At 62.9% G+C, this 21,620-nt stretch carries 22 protein-coding genes; 12 read left to right on the top strand and 10 right to left on the bottom strand.

The genetic code is table 11. The features are described from left to right. The first annotated feature begins 11 nt into the window (after nt 1-11). The 4 genes from NJ69_RS16545 (at nt 12) to trpE (ending at nt 4,087) form a co-directional block, all read left to right on the top strand. Nucleotides 12-839, top strand: a complete 828-nt coding sequence (locus NJ69_RS16545) for an ABC transporter permease (protein WP_029615070.1) — start codon at nt 12-14, stop codon at nt 837-839. 206 nt (nt 840-1,045) lie between these two features. Continuing rightward, on the top strand, nt 1,046-1,720 hold the full coding sequence (gene rpe / locus NJ69_RS16540) for a ribulose-phosphate 3-epimerase (protein WP_039581123.1): 675 nt from the start codon (nt 1,046-1,048) through the stop codon (nt 1,718-1,720). Then, a complete protein-coding gene (locus NJ69_RS16535) occupies nt 1,717-2,535 on the top strand; it encodes a phosphoglycolate phosphatase (protein WP_039581120.1) in 819 nt (272 codons plus the stop codon). Before rpe ends, NJ69_RS16535 begins: the two co-directional genes overlap by 4 nt. 70 nt (nt 2,536-2,605) lie before the next feature. Continuing rightward, nucleotides 2,606-4,087 (top strand): anthranilate synthase component I, encoded by a 1,482-nt coding sequence (trpE, locus tag NJ69_RS16530; RefSeq protein WP_039581117.1) that lies wholly within the window; start codon nt 2,606-2,608, stop codon nt 4,085-4,087. A 295-nt stretch (nt 4,088-4,382) separates the two neighbouring features. Here the strand turns inward: trpE and estP are convergent, their stop codons facing one another. After that, nucleotides 4,383-6,284 (bottom strand): esterase EstP, encoded by a 1,902-nt coding sequence (estP, locus tag NJ69_RS16525; RefSeq protein ID WP_039581114.1) that lies wholly within the window; start codon nt 6,282-6,284, stop codon nt 4,383-4,385. Nucleotides 6,285-6,653: 369 nt separating this feature from the next. On the opposite strand from estP, the gene NJ69_RS16520 reads away from it, so the two are divergent. The 4 genes from NJ69_RS16520 (at nt 6,654) to NJ69_RS16505 (ending at nt 9,940) form a co-directional block, all read left to right on the top strand. After that, nucleotides 6,654-7,247 (top strand): aminodeoxychorismate/anthranilate synthase component II, encoded by a 594-nt coding sequence (locus NJ69_RS16520; protein WP_029615069.1) that lies wholly within the window; start codon nt 6,654-6,656, stop codon nt 7,245-7,247. 8 nt (nt 7,248-7,255) lie between these two features. Then, complete coding sequence (gene trpD / locus NJ69_RS16515; protein WP_039581110.1) at nt 7,256-8,305, top strand: anthranilate phosphoribosyltransferase; 1,050 nt, start codon at nt 7,256-7,258, stop codon at nt 8,303-8,305. Further along, a complete protein-coding gene (trpC, locus tag NJ69_RS16510) occupies nt 8,302-9,135 on the top strand; it encodes an indole-3-glycerol phosphate synthase TrpC (RefSeq protein ID WP_039581107.1) in 834 nt (277 codons plus the stop codon). The genes trpD and trpC overlap by 4 nt, the downstream gene beginning before the upstream one ends. Before the next feature lie 100 nt (nt 9,136-9,235). Then, a complete protein-coding gene (locus tag NJ69_RS16505; protein ID WP_039581104.1) occupies nt 9,236-9,940 on the top strand; it encodes a lipoate--protein ligase family protein in 705 nt (234 codons plus the stop codon). Here the strand turns inward: NJ69_RS16505 and crp are convergent. Beyond that, nucleotides 9,937-10,581, bottom strand: a complete 645-nt coding sequence (gene crp, locus NJ69_RS16500; protein ID WP_039581101.1) for a cAMP-activated global transcriptional regulator CRP — start codon at nt 10,579-10,581, stop codon at nt 9,937-9,939. The genes NJ69_RS16505 and crp overlap by 4 nt on opposite strands. Nucleotides 10,582-10,768: 187 nt before the next feature. On the opposite strand from crp, the gene NJ69_RS16495 reads away from it, so the two are divergent. After that, nucleotides 10,769-11,191 (top strand): OsmC family protein, encoded by a 423-nt coding sequence (locus NJ69_RS16495; RefSeq protein WP_029615067.1) that lies wholly within the window; start codon nt 10,769-10,771, stop codon nt 11,189-11,191. A gap of 16 nt (nt 11,192-11,207) precedes the next feature. Here NJ69_RS16495 and NJ69_RS16490 read toward each other — a convergent pair whose 3' ends face one another. The 6 genes from NJ69_RS16490 to hemJ all read right to left on the bottom strand — a co-directional run bounded on the left by NJ69_RS16490 (nt 11,208) and on the right by hemJ (nt 15,632). Next, nucleotides 11,208-12,248, bottom strand: coding sequence for a hypothetical protein (locus NJ69_RS16490; RefSeq protein WP_039581099.1), 1,041 nt, complete (start codon nt 12,246-12,248; stop codon nt 11,208-11,210). A gap of 8 nt (nt 12,249-12,256) precedes the next feature. Next, complete coding sequence (gene coq7 / locus NJ69_RS16485; RefSeq protein ID WP_029615066.1) at nt 12,257-12,904, bottom strand: 2-polyprenyl-3-methyl-6-methoxy-1,4-benzoquinone monooxygenase; 648 nt, start codon at nt 12,902-12,904, stop codon at nt 12,257-12,259. Between the two features lie 66 nt (nt 12,905-12,970). Next, nucleotides 12,971-13,309, bottom strand: coding sequence for a histidine triad nucleotide-binding protein (locus tag NJ69_RS16480; protein ID WP_029615065.1), 339 nt, complete (start codon nt 13,307-13,309; stop codon nt 12,971-12,973). Nucleotides 13,310-13,373: 64 nt separating this feature from the next. Then, nucleotides 13,374-14,156: an SDR family NAD(P)-dependent oxidoreductase gene (locus tag NJ69_RS16475; RefSeq protein ID WP_039581097.1), complete on the bottom strand. Its 783-nt coding sequence runs from the start codon at nt 14,154-14,156 to the stop codon at nt 13,374-13,376. 75 nt (nt 14,157-14,231) lie between these two features. Beyond that, nucleotides 14,232-15,179 carry an NAD(P)H-dependent flavin oxidoreductase gene (locus tag NJ69_RS16470; RefSeq protein WP_039581095.1) on the bottom strand — a complete coding sequence of 316 codons (948 nt, stop codon included), beginning with the start codon at nt 15,177-15,179 and terminating at the stop codon, nt 14,232-14,234. Nucleotides 15,180-15,206: 27 nt separating this feature from the next. Further along, nucleotides 15,207-15,632 (bottom strand): protoporphyrinogen oxidase HemJ, encoded by a 426-nt coding sequence (gene hemJ / locus NJ69_RS16465; RefSeq protein ID WP_039581093.1) that lies wholly within the window; start codon nt 15,630-15,632, stop codon nt 15,207-15,209. Nucleotides 15,633-15,772: 140 nt separating this feature from the next. Between hemJ and argC the strand changes: the two genes are divergently transcribed. Together argC and erpA are read left to right on the top strand one after the other, a co-directional pair. Further along, on the top strand, nt 15,773-16,807 hold the full coding sequence (gene argC / locus NJ69_RS16460) for an N-acetyl-gamma-glutamyl-phosphate reductase (protein ID WP_039581090.1): 1,035 nt from the start codon (nt 15,773-15,775) through the stop codon (nt 16,805-16,807). Between the two features lie 139 nt (nt 16,808-16,946). Further along, nucleotides 16,947-17,297: an iron-sulfur cluster insertion protein ErpA gene (gene erpA / locus NJ69_RS16455; RefSeq protein ID WP_029615063.1), complete on the top strand. Its 351-nt coding sequence runs from the start codon at nt 16,947-16,949 to the stop codon at nt 17,295-17,297. Nucleotides 17,298-17,354: 57 nt separating this feature from the next. Here erpA and NJ69_RS16450 read toward each other — a convergent pair whose 3' ends face one another. Together NJ69_RS16450 and NJ69_RS16445 are read right to left on the bottom strand one after the other, a co-directional pair. Next, nucleotides 17,355-18,446: an anhydro-N-acetylmuramic acid kinase gene (locus NJ69_RS16450; protein WP_039581087.1), complete on the bottom strand. Its 1,092-nt coding sequence runs from the start codon at nt 18,444-18,446 to the stop codon at nt 17,355-17,357. A 1-nt stretch (nt 18,447) separates the two neighbouring features. Then, on the bottom strand, nt 18,448-19,869 hold the full coding sequence (locus NJ69_RS16445) for a peptidoglycan DD-metalloendopeptidase family protein (protein WP_039581084.1): 1,422 nt from the start codon (nt 19,867-19,869) through the stop codon (nt 18,448-18,450). 245 nt (nt 19,870-20,114) lie between these two features. On the opposite strand from NJ69_RS16445, the gene tyrS reads away from it, so the two are divergent. Next, nucleotides 20,115-21,314, top strand: a complete 1,200-nt coding sequence (gene tyrS, locus NJ69_RS16440) for a tyrosine--tRNA ligase (protein WP_039581081.1) — start codon at nt 20,115-20,117, stop codon at nt 21,312-21,314. The last annotated feature ends 306 nt before the right edge of the window (nt 21,315-21,620 follow it).

The following is a 21,620-nucleotide window of genomic DNA, read 5'->3' as shown; positions in this document are numbered from 1 at the left end:
GGAGCCTTGTCATGTTGAGCCCTTACATGTCGCCGGTGGAGCGGGTCTGGTTCTACGGCCTGCGCATTCTCTGCGGCCTGATCCTGCTGTTCCTGGTGCTGCCGGTGCTGGTCATCATTCCGCTGTCGTTCAACAGCGGCAGTTTCCTGGTCTACCCGCTGCAAGGCTTTTCGCTGCAGTGGTACCAGGACTTCTTCGCCTCGGCCGAGTGGATGCGCGCGCTCAGGAACAGCATCATCGTCGCCCCGGCGGCCACGGTGCTGGCGATGGTGTTCGGCACTCTGGCCGCAATCGGCCTGACCCGTGGCGATTTTCCCGGCAAGTCGCTGGTGATGGCGCTGGTGATTTCGCCAATGGTGGTGCCTGTGGTGATCATCGGGGTGGCCAGCTACCTGTTCTTCGCGCCGCTGGGGCTGGGCAACAGTTTCCTCTCGCTGATCCTGGTGCACGCGGTGCTGGGTGTGCCGTTCGTGATCATCACCGTGTCCGCGACGCTTCAGGGGTTCAACTACAACTTGGTTCGCGCGGCGGCCAGCCTGGGCGCCTCGCCGCTGCTGGCGTTCCGTCGGGTGACCCTGCCGCTGATCGCGCCCGGGGTGATTTCCGGGGCGCTGTTCGCCTTCGCCACGTCGTTCGATGAAGTGGTGGTGACGCTGTTCCTCGCCGGTCCCGAGCAGGCCACCCTGCCGCGCCAGATGTTCAGCGGCATTCGCGAGAACCTCAGCCCGACCATCGCCGCCGCTGCGACGCTGCTGATCGGTTTTTCGGTAGTGTTGCTGCTGACCCTGGAGTGGCTGCGCGGGCGCAGCGAGAAGCTGCGGACCCAGCAACCTGGCTGACTCTGCGACGGCTGTGTCGGCCTTGTCGCGGGGCAAGCCCGCTCCACAGGTAGAGCACTGCACTCATGAACAGTGGGATCCCTGTGGGAGCGGGCTCGTCCCGCGATGAGGCCGGTACAGGCAACTGCGGTTTTGATACCAATCAGCCCCGATCCATTCGCCTGAGTTACAATGCGCGCCACCGTGATTCTGCCAACAGGTGCGCCATGCAGCCCTACGCTATTGCCCCCTCCATTCTTTCCGCCGACTTCGCCCGCCTGGGCGAGGACGTGGACAAGGTTCTGGCCGCAGGGGCCGACATCGTCCACTTCGATGTCATGGACAACCACTACGTGCCCAACCTGACCATCGGCCCAATGGTCTGCAGCGCGCTGCGCAAGTACGGCGTGACCGCACCCATCGACGTGCACCTGATGGTCAGCCCGGTCGATCGCATCATCGGCGATTTCATCGAGGCCGGTGCCACCTTCATCACCTTCCATCCCGAAGCGACCCAGCACATCGACCGTTCGCTGCAACTGATCCGTGACGGCGGTTGCAAGGCCGGCCTGGTGTTCAACCCGGCCACTGGTTTGGACGTGCTCAAGTATGTGATGGACAAAGTCGACATGGTCCTGCTGATGAGCGTCAACCCAGGTTTTGGTGGACAGAAGTTCATTCCCGGCACCCTCGACAAACTGCGCGAAGCACGCGCGCTGATCGACGCCAGCGGCCGTGATATCCGCCTGGAGATCGATGGCGGGGTCAATGTCGGAAATATCCGTGAGATCGCCGCCGCAGGCGCCGACACCTTCGTCGCCGGATCGGCGATCTTCAACGCGCCGGATTACGCCGAAGTCATCGCCAAGATGCATGCCGAGCTCGCCCAGGCGCGCTCATGAGCGGCTTCGAGCAGTTGTTCCCGGGGACGCTGCCCAAGCTGGTCATGTTCGACCTGGACGGCACCCTGATCGACTCGGTGCCGGACCTGGCTGCCGCCGTCGACCACATGCTGGTGGCCCTGGGTCGCCCGCCTGCGGGCCTCGAGGCCGTGCGTCAGTGGGTCGGCAATGGCGCCGAGGTGCTGGTACGCCGCGCCCTGGCCGGCAGTCTCGAGCATGCCGACGTGGACCCCGAACTGGCCGAGCGAGGCTTGGCGTTGTTCATGCAAGCCTATGGCGAAAGCCATGAGCTGACGGTGGTCTATCCCGGCGTGCGCGACACCCTGCGCTGGCTGCACAAGCAGGGTGTGGAGATGGCGCTGATCACCAACAAGCCCGAACGCTTCGTCGCGCCCTTGCTCGACCAGATGAAGATCGGTCGCTACTTCCGCTGGATCATCGGCGGCGACACCCTGCCTCAGAAGAAACCCGACCCGGCCGCGCTGCTGTTCGTCATGCAGATGGCGGGCATCGCACCGGAGCACGCGTTGTTCGTCGGCGACTCGCGCAACGATGTGCTGGCGGCCACGGCAGCGGGGGTCAAGAGCGTCGGCTTGACCTACGGCTACAACCACGGGCGGCCGATCGAAGAGGAATCGCCAAGCCTGGTACTGGATGATTTGCGTCTGCTGTTGCCCGGTTGCGTCGTCACCGACACTGGGATAACGTGGGCAAACCTTCACGCCTCCAAAGACAGAGATCGCACTGTGGGTGTCACCGGCAAATTCTGGATGAAAGTCATCAAGGCCCTGGCCCGCTGGCGCTGGCGCGCCTGACTCCTGCCCGCCGGCGCCTGCCGGCTCGTCCGCTCGTCCGACCCCATTGCTGCTTGCCCCGAGGCTACCCATGACCCGCGAAGAATTCCTGCGCCTGGCCGCTGCCGGCTACAACCGCATTCCCCTGGCCTGTGAAACCCTGGCCGACTTCGACACACCGCTGTCGATCTACCTCAAGCTGGCCGACCAGCCCAACACCTACTTGCTCGAGTCCGTGCAGGGCGGTGAGAAGTGGGGCCGTTATTCGATGATCGGCCTGCCGTCGCGCACGGTGCTGCGGGTTCACGGCTACCGGGTGAGCATCCTGGAAGACGGGGTCGAAGTGGAAAGCCATGAGGTCGAGGATCCGTTGGCCTTCGTCGAGTCGTTCAAGCAGCGCTACAAGGTCGCCGACATCGCCGGTCTGCCGCGCTTCAACGGCGGTCTGGTCGGCTACTTCGGCTATGACTGCGTGCGCTACGTCGAGAAACGCCTGGGAGCCAGCCCGAATCCTGATCCACTGGGCGTGCCGGACATTCTGCTGATGGTGTCCGACGCGGTGGTGGTGTTCGATAACCTGGCCGGCAAGATGCACGCCATCGTGCTGGTCGATCCGCAGGACACGCAGGCCTTCGAGCAGGGCCAGGCGCGGCTGGCCGGGTTGCTCGACACGTTGCGCCAGCCGATCACCCCACGCCGCGGCCTGGATCTCGGCGGCCCGATGCCCGCAGAACCGGCGTTCCGCTCCAGCTACACCCGCGACGATTACGAGAAGGCCGTGGGCCGGATCAAGGAGTACATCCTGGCCGGCGACTGCATGCAGGTGGTGCCGTCGCAGCGCATGTCCATCGATTTCAAGGCTGCGCCCATCGACTTGTACCGTGCGCTGCGCTGCTTCAACCCGACGCCCTACATGTACTTCTTCAATTTCGGCGACTTCCACGTGGTCGGCAGTTCGCCGGAAGTGCTGGTGCGGGTCGAGGACAATCTGGTCACGGTGCGTCCCATCGCGGGCACCCGCCCGCGCGGTGCCACCGAGGAAGCGGACCGGGCGCTGGAAGACGACTTGCTGTCGGACGACAAGGAAATCGCCGAGCACCTGATGCTGATCGACCTGGGGCGCAATGACGTGGGGCGGGTGTCGTCCACCGGCAGCGTGCGCCTGACCGAGAAGATGGTGATCGAACGCTACTCCAACGTAATGCACATCGTCTCCAACGTCACCGGCGAACTCGCCGAGGGCCTCACGGCGATGGATGCCTTGCGTGCGATCCTGCCGGCCGGCACCTTGTCGGGTGCGCCGAAAATCCGCGCCATGGAAATCATCGACGAACTGGAGCCGGTCAAGCGCGGCGTCTACGGTGGCGCGGTGGGCTATTTCGCCTGGAACGGCAATATGGATACCGCCATCGCCATTCGCACGGCGGTGATCAAGGACGGCGAACTGCACGTACAGGCCGGTGGCGGCATCGTCGCCGACTCGGTGCCGGCGCTGGAGTGGGAAGAAACCATCAACAAGCGCCGCGCCATGTTCCGCGCGGTGGCGCTGGCCGAGCAGACCACGTTCAAGTGAACCCTGCGCATCGGGGCTGCTGCGCAGCCCCGCTCAGGCCGTAATGCTGTTCACTTAAGATCTGTATTGCTGAAATTGGGGCTGCTACGCAGCCCATCGCGGCGCAAGGCCGCTCCCACAGGGTCCGTACAGCCCCCTGTTTCAGGGTTTGCGCGGACATTGTGGGAGCGGCCTTGTGTCGCGAAAGGGCCGCGAAGCGGTATCAGCATTCTTTAAGTGAACAGTATGACGCTCAGGCCGCGCCTGCAAGACGATCAGTCTGTCTGCAGGAGCGGCCTTGCGCCGACTTGAAGCGTTAGAAGTCCACGCTTACGCCCACGCTCACTCCTTGTTGGCGCAGTTCGTCGCTCTTGCGCCAGTTGTAGTTCCCCGCCAGCTTCACCCCCGGCACCAGCTCGTGGCTGATGCCCAGGCTCGCCCGCGTCAGGTTGCTGTGGGGCGTGTACCCGGCGAGGGTGAAGTCGTTGGCTGGAAGGCTGGTCAGGTGCAGGGTCAGGTCCTGGCGGTCGTCTTCGAACTCGTGCTCGCGTGCCACCTCGGCGAACAACCGCGTATTAGCCATCACCTGCACACTGCCCAGCACGCCTGCCCCCAGTCGCCGTGACGTGCGGTCCTGGTCGTCGAAGCCCAGCGCCGTCGAACGTCCGCTTTTCTCGTCGTAGCCGTCCACCTTCACCCGCGCGTAATCCGCGCTGATGAATGGCGCCAACTGCCAGGCGCTGTCGTCGGTCGCCAGGTTGTAGCCCAGTCGGCCGCTGAGCGCCCAGGCCTCGCCGTCGGTACTGCCTTTCTCGCTACGCTCGCCTGCGCCGAGGGCGAAGTTGCGCTTGAGATTGTCGTAGTTCAAGTGCCCGGCGGTCAGCGCTGCATCGGCCCACCAGCGGTTCTGACGGAACTGGGCGAAGGCGCTGGCCAGGTAACTGTCGAGCGCGTAGTCCGAATCCCGTGGCCCTGCTTCAAGCTTCTGCCGATAGGCGCCCGCTGCAATGCCTACGCGCCAAGCGTCGTCGAGCCGGTAGCTGCCGCCCAGGGTCAGGTTGTAGCCGCGCCCGTCGCCGCTGGCGGCGCTACGCTGGCTGCCGAAATCCAGGTCCTGGGCACCGGTGGCGATGAACGCCTGCCACTGGCCGACCGGCTGCCAGGGCGAGCGCCATTGAGTGCGCAGTTCGTCCTGATGTGCGCGCAGGCTGGCGTGAGCCATTTCTGGCAGCAGTGTCAGCTCCCAGGGCGCAGCGAGAATGGAATAAGCGTAGTCAGCGATCAATTGCTGACCGGCGATGGTTGGGTGTACCGAATCGTTGAACAGCAGCCGTGAGGGATCGGGATTGCTGCCGTTCACGCCGTACACCGGATTGGCGGTGCAGCCGTCACCGCTGTAGCAGGTGCCGACCAGGTTCTGGTCGGCGGCCAGGCCGAATTGCGCCGGGCTGCGCAGCGCTTCGCCGAGCAGCGTGGGAATGTTCAGCGGGATGACTTCGGCGTCCACCTGGCGCAGTTGGCCGAGCAACGACTGATTGAACACGCCTGAAAGCTGCGACAGCGGCGCTTGCTGCGGCGTGCCGCTGAAGTTCGGCGTCTGGCCAAGGTCCGGCAGCAGCCAGACCATGATGTAGCGCGCGCCACCCTGCTGCAGGGCCTGGGCGCTGGCCGCCAGGCGGGCACCGGCTGCGGCGGCGCTGGCGGGGCTGTTCACCAGGCCTTGGAGAAAATCGTTGCCGCCGCCGGTGAGGTAGTACAGCGCGTTGGGGTCGGCTCGCAGTCCGCCGGCCAGATAGCCGGGACGCTCGCGCAGCACCAGGCCGGCGCCCAGGCGCCCGGGCGGAATCACTGCCTGGGAGGTTCCGGTGATCGAGTCGAGGACTTGCTGCGTGGTGTAGCCGCCGACCGCCCAGTTATTGCCGTCGGGCCGACCTTGCAGCAGGTTGCTCAGCGAAGTCGAAGGCCCCAATGACGTGGCGGAAAAGCCTAGTTTGGTGCCGAGGATCATCGGTGACACGGGCGCGTAGTCGCCATTGCCCTGGCGATTGGTGAAGCGCAGGCCCTGCGCGCTGCCGGTCAGGTCCGGGAACTGTCCCGCATCGCTGAGGCTGTCGCCGAAAACCAATAGGGAAGAATAAGGGGAGGGCGCTGCCATGGCCTGGCTGCAGACCAGGCTGAGCAGGCACAGGGTAGTACGCAGGAACGGCGGCTGGCGCATGGATGAAATTCCGTTTCGTTGTTGTTTTGAGGAGCAGCTCGCAGACCTTAGCAAAAAAACCGCCGGTAGGTTCCAGGCCTCTGCGTTTGCCGGGGTTTGCCGCGTATTGCGCCCGTTGTCGCGGTAGGCTACTGTGCCGGGACGTATGAGCGAGAACTACTCCGTGTTGATCGTCAGCAAACTCCTGATGCGCGTTATCAAGGCTCACGCCCGTTGGCGTTGGCGCGCCTGACACTTTCCCCTGCCGGCCTTGCCCGGCCCGTCCCGTTTGCCTCCTGCCGTTCCACATCGCCGTCGCGGTATCGCCGCGCCCATGAACGACGCAGGCAGGTCCGAAAGTACAGTCAGTAAGTTCAAGAGGTTGCCCCGATGTTACTGATGATCGACAACTACGATTCCTTTACCTACAACGTGGTGCAGTACCTTGGCGAGTTGGGTGCCGAGGTCAAGGTCATTCGCAACGATGAAATGACCATCGCCCAGATCGAAGCCTTGAATCCGGAACGCATCGTCGTGTCTCCCGGCCCCTGCACGCCGAGCGAGGCTGGGGTGTCCATCGAAGCCATCCTGCATTTTGCCGGCAAACTGCCGATCCTCGGCGTGTGCCTGGGGCACCAGTCCATCGGCCAGGCCTATGGGGGCGAGGTGGTGCGCGCGCGCCAGGTGATGCATGGCAAGACCAGTCCGGTGTTGCACCGTGACCTGGGTGTGTTCGCCGGATTGAACAACCCCCTGACCGTGACCCGCTATCACTCGCTGGTGGTCAAGCGCGATACCCTGCCGGACTGCCTGGAAGTCACCGCCTGGACGGCGCACGAAGATGGCTCGGTCGACGAAATCATGGGCCTGCGTCACAAGACCCTGAACATCGAAGGCGTACAGTTCCATCCGGAGTCAATCCTCACCGAACAGGGCCACGAGCTGTTCGCCAATTTCCTCAAGCAGACCGGCGGCCGCCGTTAAGGAACGACATGGATATCAAGAACGCGCTGAGTCGCATCGTTGGCCACCTCGACCTCACCACCGACGAGATGCGCGATGTCATGCGCCAGATCATGACTGGCCAATGCAGCGAGGCGCAGATCGGCGCCTTCCTCATGGGCATGCGCATGAAGAGCGAGAGCATCGATGAGATCGTCGGTGCCGTGTCGGTCATGCGCGAGCTGGCCGAGAAGGTCGAACTGCAGAGCCTCGACGGCGTGGTCGACATCGTCGGCACCGGTGGCGATGGCGCCAATATCTTCAACGTATCCACGGCCTCGGCTTTCGTGCTCGCGGCCGCTGGTTGCCCGGTGGCCAAGCACGGCAACCGCGCGGTGTCCGGCAAGAGCGGCAGCGCCGACTTGCTGGAAGCGGCCGGCATCTACCTGAACCTGACGCCGGTCCAGGTCGCGCGCTGCATCGACAGCCTGGGCATCGGCTTCATGTTTGCCCAGACTCACCACAGCGCCATGAAGCACGCCGCCGGCCCGCGCCGCGACCTTAGCCTGCGCACCCTGTTCAACATGCTCGGCCCGCTTACGAATCCGGCCGGGGTGAAGCATCAGGTGGTGGGGGTGTTCACCCAGGCGCTGTGCCGCCCGCTGGCCGAGGTGCTGCAGCGACTGGGCAGCAAGCACGTGCTGGTGGTGCACTCCAAGGATGGCCTGGACGAGTTCAGTCTGGCCGCGCCGACCTTCGTGGCCGAACTCAAGAACGGCGAGATCAGCGAATACTGGGTCGAGCCTGAAGACCTCGGCATGAAAAGCCAGAGCCTGCATGGGCTGGCGGTCGAAGATCCGCAGGCGTCGCTGGCGCTGATCCGCGACGCGCTGGGCCGGCGCAAGACCGAGAATGGCCAGAAGGCCGCTGAGATGATCGTGCTCAACGCGGGCGCCGCGCTGTATGCCGCCGACCATGCCATGAGCCTGAAGTCGGGCGTCGAACTGGCCCACGATGTGCTGCACACCGGCCTTGCCTGGGAAAAACTCCAGGAACTGGGCGCCTTTACCGCGGTATTCAAGCAGGAGAACGGAGCATGAGCGTACCGACGGTGCTGGAGCGGATCATCGTCCGCAAATTCCAGGAAGTGGCCGAGCGCAGTGCTCGCGTCAGCCTGGCTGAACTGGAGCGACTGGCAAAGGCGGCCGATGCCCCGCGTGGCTTTGCCGATGCCTTGATCAAGCAGGCCCGGGCCAAGCAGCCGGCGGTCATCGCCGAGATCAAGAAGGCGTCGCCGAGCAAGGGTGTGATTCGCGAGCTCTTCGAGCCCGCGGACATTGCCGTGAGCTATGAGAAGGGCGGGGCCACCTGCCTGTCGGTGCTCACCGATGTGGACTACTTTCAAGGCGCCGACCAGTACTTGCAACAGGCCCGGGCGGCGGTGTCGCTGCCGGTGATTCGCAAAGACTTCATGGTCGACCCCTATCAGATCGTCGAAGCCCGAGCCTTGGGCGCCGACTGTGTACTGCTGATCGTCTCGGCGCTGGACGACGTGAAGATGGCCGAGCTTGCCGCCACGGCCAAAGACGTCGGCCTCGACGTGCTGGTGGAAGTCCATGATGGCGACGAGCTGGAGCGGGCGCTGAAAACCCTGGATACGCCGCTGGTGGGGGTCAACAACCGTAACCTGCACACCTTCGAGGTCAGCTTGGACACCACGCTGGACCTGCTGCCCCGCATTCCCCGCGACCGTTTGGCCATCACCGAGAGCGGCATCCTCAACCGCGCCGACGTGGAACTGATGGAAATCAACGAGGTGTATTCCTTCCTGGTCGGCGAAGCGTTCATGCGCGCCGAGCAACCGGGCCTGGAACTGCAGCGGCTGTTTTTCCCTGACCAGGTGAAGAAAACCGTTCAGTCGCTGGACTGAACGCAACGAAGCCGGCGCGATGCCGGCTTTTTTGTGTTTGCTTGCGGCCTTTGGATGCGGATTCACCTGCGCCAAGGCCCCACATTCTCGAAGGTACACCATGACCGAGCAACCCCTGGCCCTTACTGTCGAACAAGGTCTGCATGCCGAGCAGGATCTGCTTGCTGCCGTCTGCCGTGGCGAACGCGAGTCCGGTGTGCTGTTCTGGCGACCTACCGACCACGCACTGGTCATGCCGCGCCGCATGAGCCGTCTCGAGCACTTCGAAATGGCGTGCGCGGAGTTGGCGATCGCCGGCTGGCCGGTGCTGCTGCGCGAAACAGGGGGCGAGCCGGTGCCGCAATCTCACGCCACGGTCAACGTAGCGCTGGTTTACATGGCGCCGCGAAGCGAGGGCGATCATGGGCGTATCGAGAAGGCCTACGAGCGGCTGTGCCTGCCCCTGTGCGAGGTACTGCGTGAGTGGGGTGGGGTGGCGTCGGTCGGCGAGATCGACGGCGCCTTCTGCGACGGGCGTTACAACGTCAATCTCGAAGGCCGCAAGCTGGTCGGGACCGCTCAACGCTGGCGCCAGGGACTGGGCGGCAAGCGGCCGGTAGTGCTGGTTCACGGTGCACTGCTGTTGGACAACGAGCGCGAATCGATGGTGGCTGCGGTCAATCGCTTCAATGAGTGCTGCGCACTTGAGCAGCGCTGCCGCGCCGACAGCCATATCGCGCTGCACGAAGTGGCGCCGGCGGCGCCTTGGTTCGAGCGCCTGTCCAAGGTGTACGCCGAGGTACTCGGCGCACTGCCCAAGGATTAACGGGTGCCGAAGACCACCATGGTCTTGCCTTTGACGTGCACCAGGCTGCGTTCTTCCAGGTCCTTGAGGACGCGGCCGACCATCTCTCGCGAGCAGCCGACGATCCGCCCGATTTCCTGACGGGTGATCTTGATCTGCATGCCATCAGGATGGGTCATGGCGTCCGGCTGCTTGCACAGATCGAGCAGGCAGCGAGCCACCCGGCCGGTAACGTCGAAGAACGCCAGGTCGCCGACTTTACGTGTGGTGTTACGAAGGCGCTGGGCCATCTGGCTGCCAAGGGCGTAGAGGATGTCCGGGTCGTGACGGGCCAGTTCGCGGAATTTTTCGTAGCTGATTTCGGCGACCTCGCATTCGGTCTTGGCGCGGACCCAAGCGCTGCGCTGCTGCTGCGGCCCGTCCGGCTCGAACAGGCCCAGTTCGCCGAAAAAGTCGCCACTGTTGAGGTAGGCGATGATCATTTCGTGGCCTTCGTCATCCTCGATCAGGATGGTCACCGAGCCCTTCACGATATACGACAGGGTCTGTGCCCGGTCGCCCGCGCAGATGATGTTGCTCTTGGCGGCATAGCGGCGGCGTTGGCAGTGCACCAGCAGCTTGTCGATATTCTTGATCTTGCCCGGAAGGGTTGAAGCTACCATCACGAAATCCTGTTCAAGGTACGCAGAGGCTCTTGCTAGGAGGGAGCTGGCATGTGCGCCAGTGATTTGGCGCCAGCTTATCAGACGCTTCTGACTTATCGGCATCAACCGCCAACTTCTTGAGCTTTTCCGAATACGTCACAAGGTCTAAGCTGACGGCCTTTTCCACAGTCAGGAGTCCGTATAGATGAAGGCACGCATCCAGTGGGCCGGTGAGGCCATGTTCCTCGGTGAGTCGGGGAGTGGGCATGTCGTGGTCATGGACGGTCCTCCCGAAGCGGGCGGTCGCAACCTGGGCGTTCGGCCGATGGAAATGCTGCTGCTGGGTCTCGGCGGCTGCAGCAGTTTCGATGTGGTCAGCATCCTGAAGAAGTCCCGGCAGGCCGTTGAAAGTTGCGAGGCTTTCCTGGAGGCCGAGCGCGCTGGCGAGGACCCGAAGGTCTTCACCAAGATTCATCTGCAATTCGTGGTCAAAGGTCGAGGCCTGAAGGAAGCACAGGTCAAGCGGGCCGTTGAGTTGTCGGCCGAGAAGTACTGCTCGGCCTCGATCATGCTCGACCGCGCTGGCGTTGAAATCACCCACGGTTACGAGATCGTCGAACTGGGTTGAGCCAGGTGCCCGTTTTTCAGTCGCGCAGCGCAGGCATTGCCTGTAGCAGCCAATGTGGCAAGCGGGCCCGTACTGCTGCGCTCAATTGTTCCTGGCGTTTCTGGTAGGCCAGGCCCAAGCCGATGGCTGCCAGTCCGATCAGCGTCAACACCACTGGGAACAGCAGTGAGTCGGCGAACACTTCGTAAGACAGGTAGCCCAGGTACGCGGCCACACCCAGTGCGCCGAAGACCATGAAGACCGGACGGCGCAGCAGCACCGCGAAGCCCATCAACGCCAGGTTGATCAGGCAATACAGGGCCTTGCTCACCTCGCTGTCGCTGTTCATCGACGTCAGGCCACACCACAAAGCCAGAAGTCCTGCCAGGTAACCCCACTCGGCGTAATCGCGTCGAGTTCGCCCGTCGATCACCACGAACGCCACCAGCACAGCGAGCCCGAACCACACCGACACCTGTTCTCGTTGCGCCCAGGTCAAAGCATCGCCGTAGAGCCATTCGCTCAGATCCATCGACATGAACCACAGCGCCAAGGCGATCGGCATGACGATGAACGGGAAGGGTACCAGGCGCAACATCAGCAGCCCGGCCAGCACCGTGGCCGCTTCCATCCACAGCCAACTGGCCTGCACATAGGTGTAGTAGGTGTGGTACTCGCCCTGCGCCTCACCCATGGGCCACCAGCCGATCAGCAGTTCCACCGCGAACACGGCCAGGGGCACGATGCTCACGGCGACCGCCGCCAGCACCCCAGCGGGGACGATCTGCTCGCGACGTTGCAAGGTGAGCGCGAATCCAGTGAGGACAGCAATGTAGAGTCCGGCCACTGCCAGCAGCGCCCAGTCGCCAATGCGCATCCAGGCTTCGGTCAGCAGCCAGCCCATGGCGCCCATGATCAGCAGGCCACCGAAGTAGAAAGCGACATTGGCCAACTGGAACTGGCCCTGCTGCTGCGGTCGACGGCGCAGGAACTCGAGCAGGGCTCGATCCTGGCCAGGTTGCAGGATGCCAGCGCTTACGGCATTGGCCAGGTCCTTGGCATCGAAGCGCTCGGTCATCGTGTTTCCTAGATTCGGTAAGTGCTCTTGGTCATCACCTTGGCCAGCACGCTCATGCCGAACCTCACCGGAGCAGGGAAGCGATAGCCGCCGGCCTGCAGAGCCGATTCGGCGTGGTGTTCTTCATCGACGCGCATCTGTTCGAGAATGGCGCGCGACTTTTCGTCCTGCTCCGGAAGCTGCTCCAGGTGCTCGTCCAGGTGCTTGCATACCTGCTGCTCGGTGGCCGCGACGAAACCCAGGCTGACTTTGTCGCTCACCAGCCCGGCCAGCGCGCCGATGCCGAACGACATGCCGTAGAACAGTGGGTTGAGGACGCTGGGATGACTGCCCAGTTGGCGAATACGCTGCTCGCACCAGGCCAGGTGGTCGATTTCTTCCTCGGCTGCATGCTCCATGGCCTTGCGAACCTGTGGCAGTTTGGCGGTCAGGGCCTGACCCTGGTACAGCGCCTGGGCGCACACCTCACCGGTATGGTTGATGCGCATGAGGCCGGCGATGTGGCGCGTTTGCGAGTCGTCCAGCTCGGCATCCGGCTGGATGATGGCAGGCGAGGGGCGGGAAGGTTGGCCGCTGAAGGGCAGCAAGGTGCGCATGGCGGTATCGGCCTGCAGCAACAAGCGGTCGAGCGGCGAATAGTGACGTTCGGTAGCCATCGGGCACCTCCGCTGAAGTGGTGCCCAACAGTCTACCGCAATCCCCAGGGCGGGGCTTGCCTTGAGTCAGCCCGGCGGCCAGTTCATCTGGCGCTGCCCGAGCACATGCATATGGATGTGATAGACCGTCTGCCCGCCTTGCGGGTTGCAGTTCATCACCACCCGAAAGCCCTCCTCGCAACCTTGCTCGACCGCCAGGCGCTGTGCGGTGAACAGGATGTGCCCGGCCAGGGCCTTGTCCTCTTCGGTGAGGTGATTCAGCGTGGGGATGTGTTTTTTCGGAATGACCAGAAAGTGCACCGGGGCCGCAGGTGCGATGTCCTTGAACGCCAGGATCTGGTCGTCTTCATAAATGATATCCGCCGGGATTTCCCGGTTGATGATCTTGAGGAATAGATCGTCCACTTCACTTGCTCCTTGGTGAGGGTCGAAGCGCAGTGTACTGAGCGCGGCGTCGCTCGGACAGGGCCTACTCGGCTTCGATCGGGCAGTAGCGACGATGGATCATTCCCGCCAGCTTGCGGCTGAGCCAGCGCGGCAGCAGCCGAGGGGCGAAGGCGAGCCAGCGATTGCGCCGGCCCGGCATGATCAGCGCGCGATTGCGGTCCAGCGCGCGCACGGTGTGCAGCGCCACTTCCTCTGGGCTCAGGCAGCGGGTGCTGCCCTCGAGCCGTGGGATGCGTCGGCGCGCCGAGCGGATCGGTCCGGGGCACAGTATCGAGACTTTTATTCCGGTGCGCCGCAGTTCTTCGCGCAGGGCCTGCGAAAAGCTCAGCACGTAGGCCTTGCTGGCGCTGTAGCACGCCATCCAGGGCCCAGGCGCGACACCGGCCAGCGAGGCGACATTGAGGATCTGGCCGCCGCCCTGAACCGCCATCAGGTTGCCGATCGCATGACACAGGCGGGTGAGGGCCAGGACGTTGACTTCCAGTAGGTCCTGCTCGTCGGCCCATTCATGAGCCAGGAAGGGGCCGTAGGTGCGCTGCCCGGCGCAATTGACTAGCAGGTCGATGCGCCGCTCGCCCTCCTCGAGTTCCAGTACGAAGCCCGACAGGCGCAATGGCTGGCTGAGATCGCACGCACGCAGCAACACCTCGACGCCGAAGCGCTGGTTCAACTCCATGGCGATGGGCTCCAGCGTCTCGCGATGCCGTGCCACCAGGATCAGATTGCGCCCGCGGCGCGCCAGGGCCTCCGCCAGGGCCAGTCCCAGGCCGCTGGAAGCTCCGGTGATCATGGCGTAACGGGTCATGCAAGGCTCCTGGCGGCTGAAGAGGGGCCCTAGTGTACAGCGTGGTTGGCCGACTTGTTGGCTTTTGCGCAGGTCTCAGAGCGCCAGGTCGGGGCCTTTGGAAAGAGCGCTCAGGTACTCTTGGCGCAGTCGTTCGATCAGCGTTGCAGCGGATGGCAGGTCGTCGATTGCGCCGACGCCTTGTCCCGCGGACCACACGGTTTTCCAAGCCTTGGCTTCTTCATCCATCGGTTTGAGCCGGGTCGCCTCGGCTGTGGACTTGAGCGCGGTCATGTCGTAGCCGGCCTGCTCCAGGCTTTGGCGCAGAAAGCTGGCGGGTACGCCCGAAACGGCAGGGGTGTGCACGATGTCTGCTGCGTGGGCATCCAGCAGCATCCGTTTATATGCCGCTTGGGCATGGCTTTCGGCGGTGGCGATGAAGCGTGTGCCGATGTACGCGAGGTCGGCGCCCAGCAGGCGGGCGGCGAGGATCTCGTGGCCATGATTGATGCAACCCGCCAGCAGCAGGGTCTTGTCGAAGAACTGGCGAATCTCGGCGACCAGCGCGAAGGGACTCCAGGTTCCCGCATGCCCTCCAGCGCCGGCTGCCACAGCGATCAAACCATCTACACCGGCCTCGGCGGCCTTTTCCGCATGCCGGCGGGTGGTGACATCGTGGAAGACCACCCCGCCATAGCTGTGCACGGCATCCACCACCTCCTTGGCTGCGCCGAGACTGGTGATCACAATCGGCACCCGGTGCTCAACGCACAGCGCCAGATCTGCCTGCAGGCGAGGATTGCTCGGGTGCACGATCAGGTTGACCGCGTAGGGTGCAGGGGCGTGCAGTTGCGCCAGCCCCGTCTCGATCTCTTCCAGCCATGCCTTGAACCCGGCACTGTCACGCTGATTCAGCGCCGGAAAGCTGCCCACCACGCCCTCGGCACAACATGCCAGCACCAACTGTGGATTGGAGATGAGAAACATTGGCGCTGCGACCGCTGGCAAGCGCAGGCGCTGCTGGAGAACCTTGGGCAGGGACATGGCGAGACTCCTTCGCTCAGGTGAGGCCTAGAACGGTTTCACGACCACCAGGATGACGATGGCCAGCAGGAAAAGCACAGGCACTTCGTTGAACCAGCGGTAGTACACATGGCTACGGGTGTTCTGCCCGGCAGCGAAGCGTTTGCGCTGCGCGCCGCACATGTGATGGTAGCCGGTGAGCAGCAGCACCAGTGTCAGCTTGGCGTGCAGCCAGCCCTGGCTCAGCCACCCCGGCGTCAGATAGAGCATCCACAGGCCAAACACGTAGGTGGCGATCATGGCCGGATTCATGATGCCGCGGTACAGCTTGCGCTCCATGGTGACGAAGCGTTCCTGGCTGATGCTGTCCTGGCTTTGTGCGTGGTAGACGAACAGGCGCGGCAAGTAGAAAAGGCCAGCGAACCAGCAGACCACGCTGACGATGTGCAGGGCCTTGATCCAGAGATAGAGCATGGGGTGTTCCTTCAGGTTTTCACGGTGGTCAGAGAGTAGTGGCCCGGTACTGCCATGGGCTAGCCAAGAGTTGTTACAGGCGCCACGTCACCCTATCATCGTGCGCTTTCCAGTGGTCTCGTTGATGAGGGGCAAGCATTATGATCAAGGTCGGTATCGTCGGCGGCACGGGCTACACCGGTGTCGAACTGTTGCGCCTGCTGGCACAGCACCCCCAGGCCGAGGTGGCGGTCATCACCTCGCGTTCCGAGGCCGGTGTGGCGGTGGCCGACATGTACCCGAACCTGCGCGGCCACTATGACGGCCTGCAGTTCAGCGTGCCGGACAGCAAAACCCTGGGCGCCTGCGATGTGGTGTTCTTCGCCACCCCTCACGGTGTTGCCCACGCGCTGGCCGGTGAGTTGCTGGCGGCCGGCACTCGGGTCATCGACCTGTCTGCGGACTTCCGTCTGCAGGATGCCGAGCAATGGGGCAAGTGGTATGGCCAGCCCCATGGCGCGCCGCAGTTGTTGGGGGAAGCGGTCTACGGGCTGCCCGAAGTCAACCGCGACAAGATCCGCCAGGCGCGCCTGATCGCCGTTCCGGGCTGCTACCCGACCGCGACCCAGCTTGGTTTCCTGCCGCTGCTCGAAGCCGGACTGGCAGACCCGTCGCGCCTGATCGCCGACTGCAAGTCGGGCGTCAGTGGCGCCGGTCGCGGTGCTGCGGTGGGTTCGCTGTTCTGCGAAGCGGGTGAAAGCATGAAAGCCTATGCGGTCAAGGGGCATCGCCACCTGCCGGAAATCAGTCAGGGGCTGCGTCTGGCGGCGGGCAAGGACATCGGGCTGACCTTCGTGCCTCATCTCACGCCCATGATTCGTGGCATTCACGCGACGCTCTATGCCAACGTGGTCGACACTTCGGTCGATCTGCAAGCGTTGTTCGAGAAGCGTTATGCCGATGAACCGTTCGTCGATGTCATGCCGGCGGGCAGCCACCCTGAAACCCGCAGCGTGCGCGGCGCCAACGTGTGCCGAATCGCCGTGCATCGTCCGCAGGGCGGTGATCTGGTGGTGGTCCTGTCGGTCATCGACAACCTGGTCAAGGGCGCCTCCGGCCAGGCCGTGCAAAACCTGAACATCCTGTTTGGCCTGGATGAACGCATGGGCTTGAGCCACGCCGGCTTGCTGCCATAAGTGGCACAGGGAAGCGTGCTGCTGCCCTTGAGCTAGCCGCTTGCCGTTCGCCTCATGCCTAATTGTTGACCAATTTTCTCGGAGAAGCGGATAATGCGCGTCATCGAGTGTTATGGCGGCTTACGCCGGGAGAACCAACATGAGCGTCGAAACCTTCACCCCCACCGCCCTGGAGTTCACCCAGGGTGCTGCGCACAAGGTGAAGACCCTGGTGTCCGAAGAGGGCAATGACCGCCTCAAGCTGCGCGTGTTCGTGACCGGCGGTGGCTGCTCGGGATTCCAGTACGGCTTCACTTTCGATGAGGACGTGGCCGAGGACGACACCATCGTCGAGCGCGAAGGCGTGTCGCTGGTGGTCGATCCGATGAGCTTCCAGTACCTGGCCGGTGCCGAAGTCGATTACCAGGAAGGGCTGGAGGGTTCGCGTTTCGTGATCAAGAACCCGAATGCCGCCACCACGTGCGGCTGCGGATCGTCGTTCTCGATCTGAGTCCGCTGCCACTCACGAAAACGCCGCGCTTGTGCGCGGCGTTTTCGTTTCTTTCGATCAGGCGGGGTAGATCGCGCCGAGCACGCGCAAGCCTCTGGCTGCCGTGACACTTGGGCGATTGGCCGGAATTCCTTCGAGGCAGCAATGGGCCAGCCATGCAAACGCCATGGCCTCGACCCAATCCGGATCGATCCCTTGTGCCTGCGTGCTGGTCACCATGGTGCCGTTCAGCAATGCGGTCAGGCGTTGCATCAGCGCACCATTGCGCGCACCGCCTCCGCAGACCATCAGGGCGTCGGTGCGCGGCTGGGCTTCAACCAGCGCGTCTACGATGCTGCGTGCGGTCAGTTCCAGAAGCGTCGCTTGCACGTCTTCGTCGCGGTAGTGCGGCAATCGCGCCAGGTGACCGTCCAACCAAGGCAGGTTGAAGACTTCCCGTCCTGTGCTTTTCGGGCCACTGCCGGCGAAGAAGGTATCGCCCAGCAGCGCGGTAAGCAGGTCGCTCTGTACCTTGCCGCTGGCTGCCCAAGCGCCATCTGCGTCGAAGACTTCACCGCGTTTGCGCTCGATCCATGCATCGAGCAGGACATTGCCTGGCCCGCAATCGAAACCTCGAACTGGCGTGTTCTGCGCAATCAGGCTGAGGTTGCTGAAGCCACCCACGTTGAGCACGGCCAGGCGCTGGCCCAGATGGCCGAACAAGGCTTCATGGAAGGCCGGTACCAAGGGAGCGCCCTGGCCCCCAGCGGCGACATCGCGACGGCGGAAGTCGCCGACCACGCAAATGTTCGTCAGCTCGGCGAGCAGGGCCGGGTTGCCGATTTGCACGGTGAAGCCTCGGGTCGGCTCATGGCGAATGGTCTGGCCATGGCTGCCGATGGCGCGGATCGCCTCGGGGGCGAGATCTTGCTCTTTCAGTAACTGCTGTATGCCTTGTGCAGCCAGCTTGGCCCAGCGATTTTCTGCCAGTGCAGCACGGGCGATTTCGTCAGGGCCGCTGGCGCACAGGCTCAGTAAGTCCTGGCGAAGATCGGCAGGCATGGGCAGATAGCAGGTGGCGAGCAGCCGTGGCTGATCCAACTGTTCGATCAAGGCAATGTCCAGTCCGTCGAGACTGGTGCCGGACATCACCCCCAGGTAAAGCGTCATCTCAGCGCTTGTTCGCGGCGAGCAAGGTGGCTTTTTCCTGATCCATGCGGGCCACCAGCGGCTGGCTCTGCTGCAGGAATCGCTGACGCTCGGCCTTGGCGATCGGGTCGGCCATCGGCACTTTCTGGCTCAGCGGATCGACGTGCACACCGTTGACCTGGAACTCATAGTGCAGGTGCGGCCCAGTGGACAGACCGGTGGTGCCGATGTAGCCGATGATCTGACCCTGTTTGACGCTGCTGCCGGTCTTGATGCCTTTGGCGAAGCCCTGCATGTGACCGTACAAGGTCTTATAGCTGTTGCCGTGGGCAATGATCACGGTGTTGCCGTAACCACCACGCCGGCCCGCCAGTTCGATGCGTCCGTCACCTGCAGCCTTGATGGGCGTACCGCGTGGCGCCGCATAGTCCACGCCTTTGTGCGCGCGGATCTTGTTCAGGATTGGATGCTTGCGTCCGGCAGAAAAGCGCGAGCTGATGCGCGCGAAGTCGACTGGTGTGCGAATGAATGCCTTGCGAAGGCTATTGCCGTCGGCGGTGTAGTAACTGGTATTGCCCTGCTTGTTGGTATAGCGCACGGCGGTGTAGGTCTTGCCGCGGTTGGTGAAGCGTGCAGAGAGAATATTGCCGGTGCCGACCACCTTGCCGTCCATCACCTTCTGTTCGTAGACCACATCGAATTCGTCACCTGGGCGGATGTCCTGGGCGAAGTCGATGTCGTAGCCGAGCACGCGGGCCATATCCATGGTCATGCTGTGGGACAGCCCGGCGCGTTGCGCCGAAGCGGACAGCGAGCTCTTGATCACGCCATGGGCGTAGGCGGTACGCACCACCGGTTTGCTGATCTCGCGGGCGAAGGCGTAACCCTTGTCGGTCTTGTTCAGACGGATGCTCTCGAGCTTGCTGACCTGGCTGTGCAGGCTGGTCAGTTGACCCTCTTTGTCCAGCTCGAACTGCAGCACCTGGCCGTGTTTGAGCTGACTGAACTGTTTGGCCTGCTTGTCGCTGGCCAGAACGTCGTGGACCGCGTTGGCGGGCAGGCCCACCTTGGCGAAGAGTGTGGAGAGGGTGTCGCCACGGGCTACGATCACTTCCCGATGGCCTGGGGCTTTGTCTTCAGGTTTTTCTTGTGCGACCGGCTGAGCGCGCTCGGCGGCCTGTCCGGTGTTGCTGTCGTCACCCTCGATTTGCGCGAAGGGCGATCCGCTGTTTTCGGTGGATTGCACCAGGGGGGCAGCCCGGGATTCGTCGTTGAGTTGCTCGGCCGGGGTATCGAGCTCGAGGCTGAGGGTGGTTTTCTTCGCTTCTACGTCGCTGGAGGGAAATACCAGCAAGGCCAGGCTGAGCAGGGCGGCGATGCCGCTGGCGGCCAACAGATGGCTCTTCGGATAAAGCGGCGGCGCTTTAGGCGTGTCGTTGGTCATAGGTGAGGTGACTTTGAAAAAGTGAATGAAAAAGGTGACTGAAATCGCTGCAAGACACGGTGGAATAGATGAATGACATGATGAAGATGAAATAACTGTATAAAATATAACCAAAACCGTTTTCGCGCAAGGGCGCGTAGACGCCTCAATCCTTGCTTCAGGTCACATCCGGTCGTCAAACTTGTATTTGATGGGCGATCTTGTATCGTTGTTCCCCTTTGAATCTGAGCCTTGCGGGTCTGTCTATGAAGTCGGTTGAAGAGCAGCTGGCGCTAATCAAGCGCGGTGCGGAAGAGGTGTTGGTCGAGTCGGAGCTGGTCGAGAAACTCAAGCGCGGCCAGCCATTGCGCATCAAGGCGGGCTTCGATCCGACTGCGCCCGACCTGCACCTGGGGCATACCGTGCTGATCAACAAGCTGCGCCAGTTCCAAGAGCTGGGGCATCAAGTGATCTTTCTGATCGGCGACTTCACCGGCATGATCGGCGATCCGAGCGGCAAGAGCGCCACCCGCCCGCCCCTCACCCGCGAGCAGGTATTGGATAACGCCGAGACTTATAAGCAGCAGGTGTTCAAGATCCTCGACCCGGCCAAGACCGAGGTTGCCTTCAACTCCACCTGGATGGACTCCCTGACCCCGGCTGATTTCATTCGCCTTGCCTCGCAGTACACTGTGGCGCGCATGCTCGAGCGTGACGACTTCGACAAGCGTTACAGCAGCCAGCAGCCGATCGCGATTCATGAGTTCCTCTACCCTCTGGTGCAGGGTTATGACTCCGTGGCGCTCAAGGCCGATGTGGAACTGGGCGGCACCGATCAGCGCTTCAACCTGCTGATGGGGCGCGAGTTGCAGCGCGCGTACGGGCAGGAGGCTCAGAACATCGTCACCATGCCGCTGCTCGAAGGCTTGGATGGCGTCAAGAAGATGTCCAAGTCGTTGGGCAATTATGTGGGCATCCAGGAAGCGCCGGGTGTGATGTACAGCAAGCTCGTGTCGATTCCTGACACGCTGATGTGGCGCTACTTCGAGCTGCTGAGCTTCCGCTCGATGGCGGAAATCGACGCGTTCCGTGCTGATGTGGAGAAGGGGGCGAATCCGCGCGACATCAAGATCAAGCTCGCCGAAGAAATTGTGGCGCGTTTCCATGGTGAGGAGGCTGCAGCCAATGCTCACCGTGCTGCCGGTAATCGAATGAAGGAGGGTGAGCTGCCTGAGGATCTGCCGGAGATCGAGGTGGTTGCGGACGCCGACTTGCCGATTGCCGCCGTGCTCAACCGGGCGGGTCTTGTTAAGAATTCGGCGCAGGCACGCGACTTGCTTAGCGGTGGCGCGGTGAAAGTAGATGGCGTGGTGGTTGAGAAGGACTTTATGTTTGTCCTGGGAGCCATACATGTTTGCCAGGCTGGCAAGAAGGCCTTTGCTCGAGTGACGTTGAAGACTGAGTGATGGCGCGTGGTTGTGTAGCTATATAGAAGCGGGGTGGCCGGTAGGCCACCCCGCTTTGTTTCAACTATTTGAATTTATTTGAAATTAAGCCTTGACCGCTGTTCAGATCCCCTTATAATGCGCCCCACTTCCGCAGCAAACGGAACGCGAAACTCCTTGATAATCAACGAGTTAAGCGAGTTCGGTGTGGTGCGAAGGGCTTCGATCCTCGGGTTGAAAGCGGTGAAAAAGGCAGTTGACAGCATCGTTTGGTGCTGTATGATTCGCCTCCCGCTACGAGCGATCGCAGTGAGTCAAGTGTTTGAA

This window comes from Pseudomonas parafulva (assembly GCF_000800255.1).
Lineage (GTDB): Bacteria > Pseudomonadota > Gammaproteobacteria > Pseudomonadales > Pseudomonadaceae > Aquipseudomonas > Aquipseudomonas boreofloridensis.
Note: the sequence above shows the minus strand (reverse complement) of the source record. Positions and strands in the feature narration are given on the sequence as shown.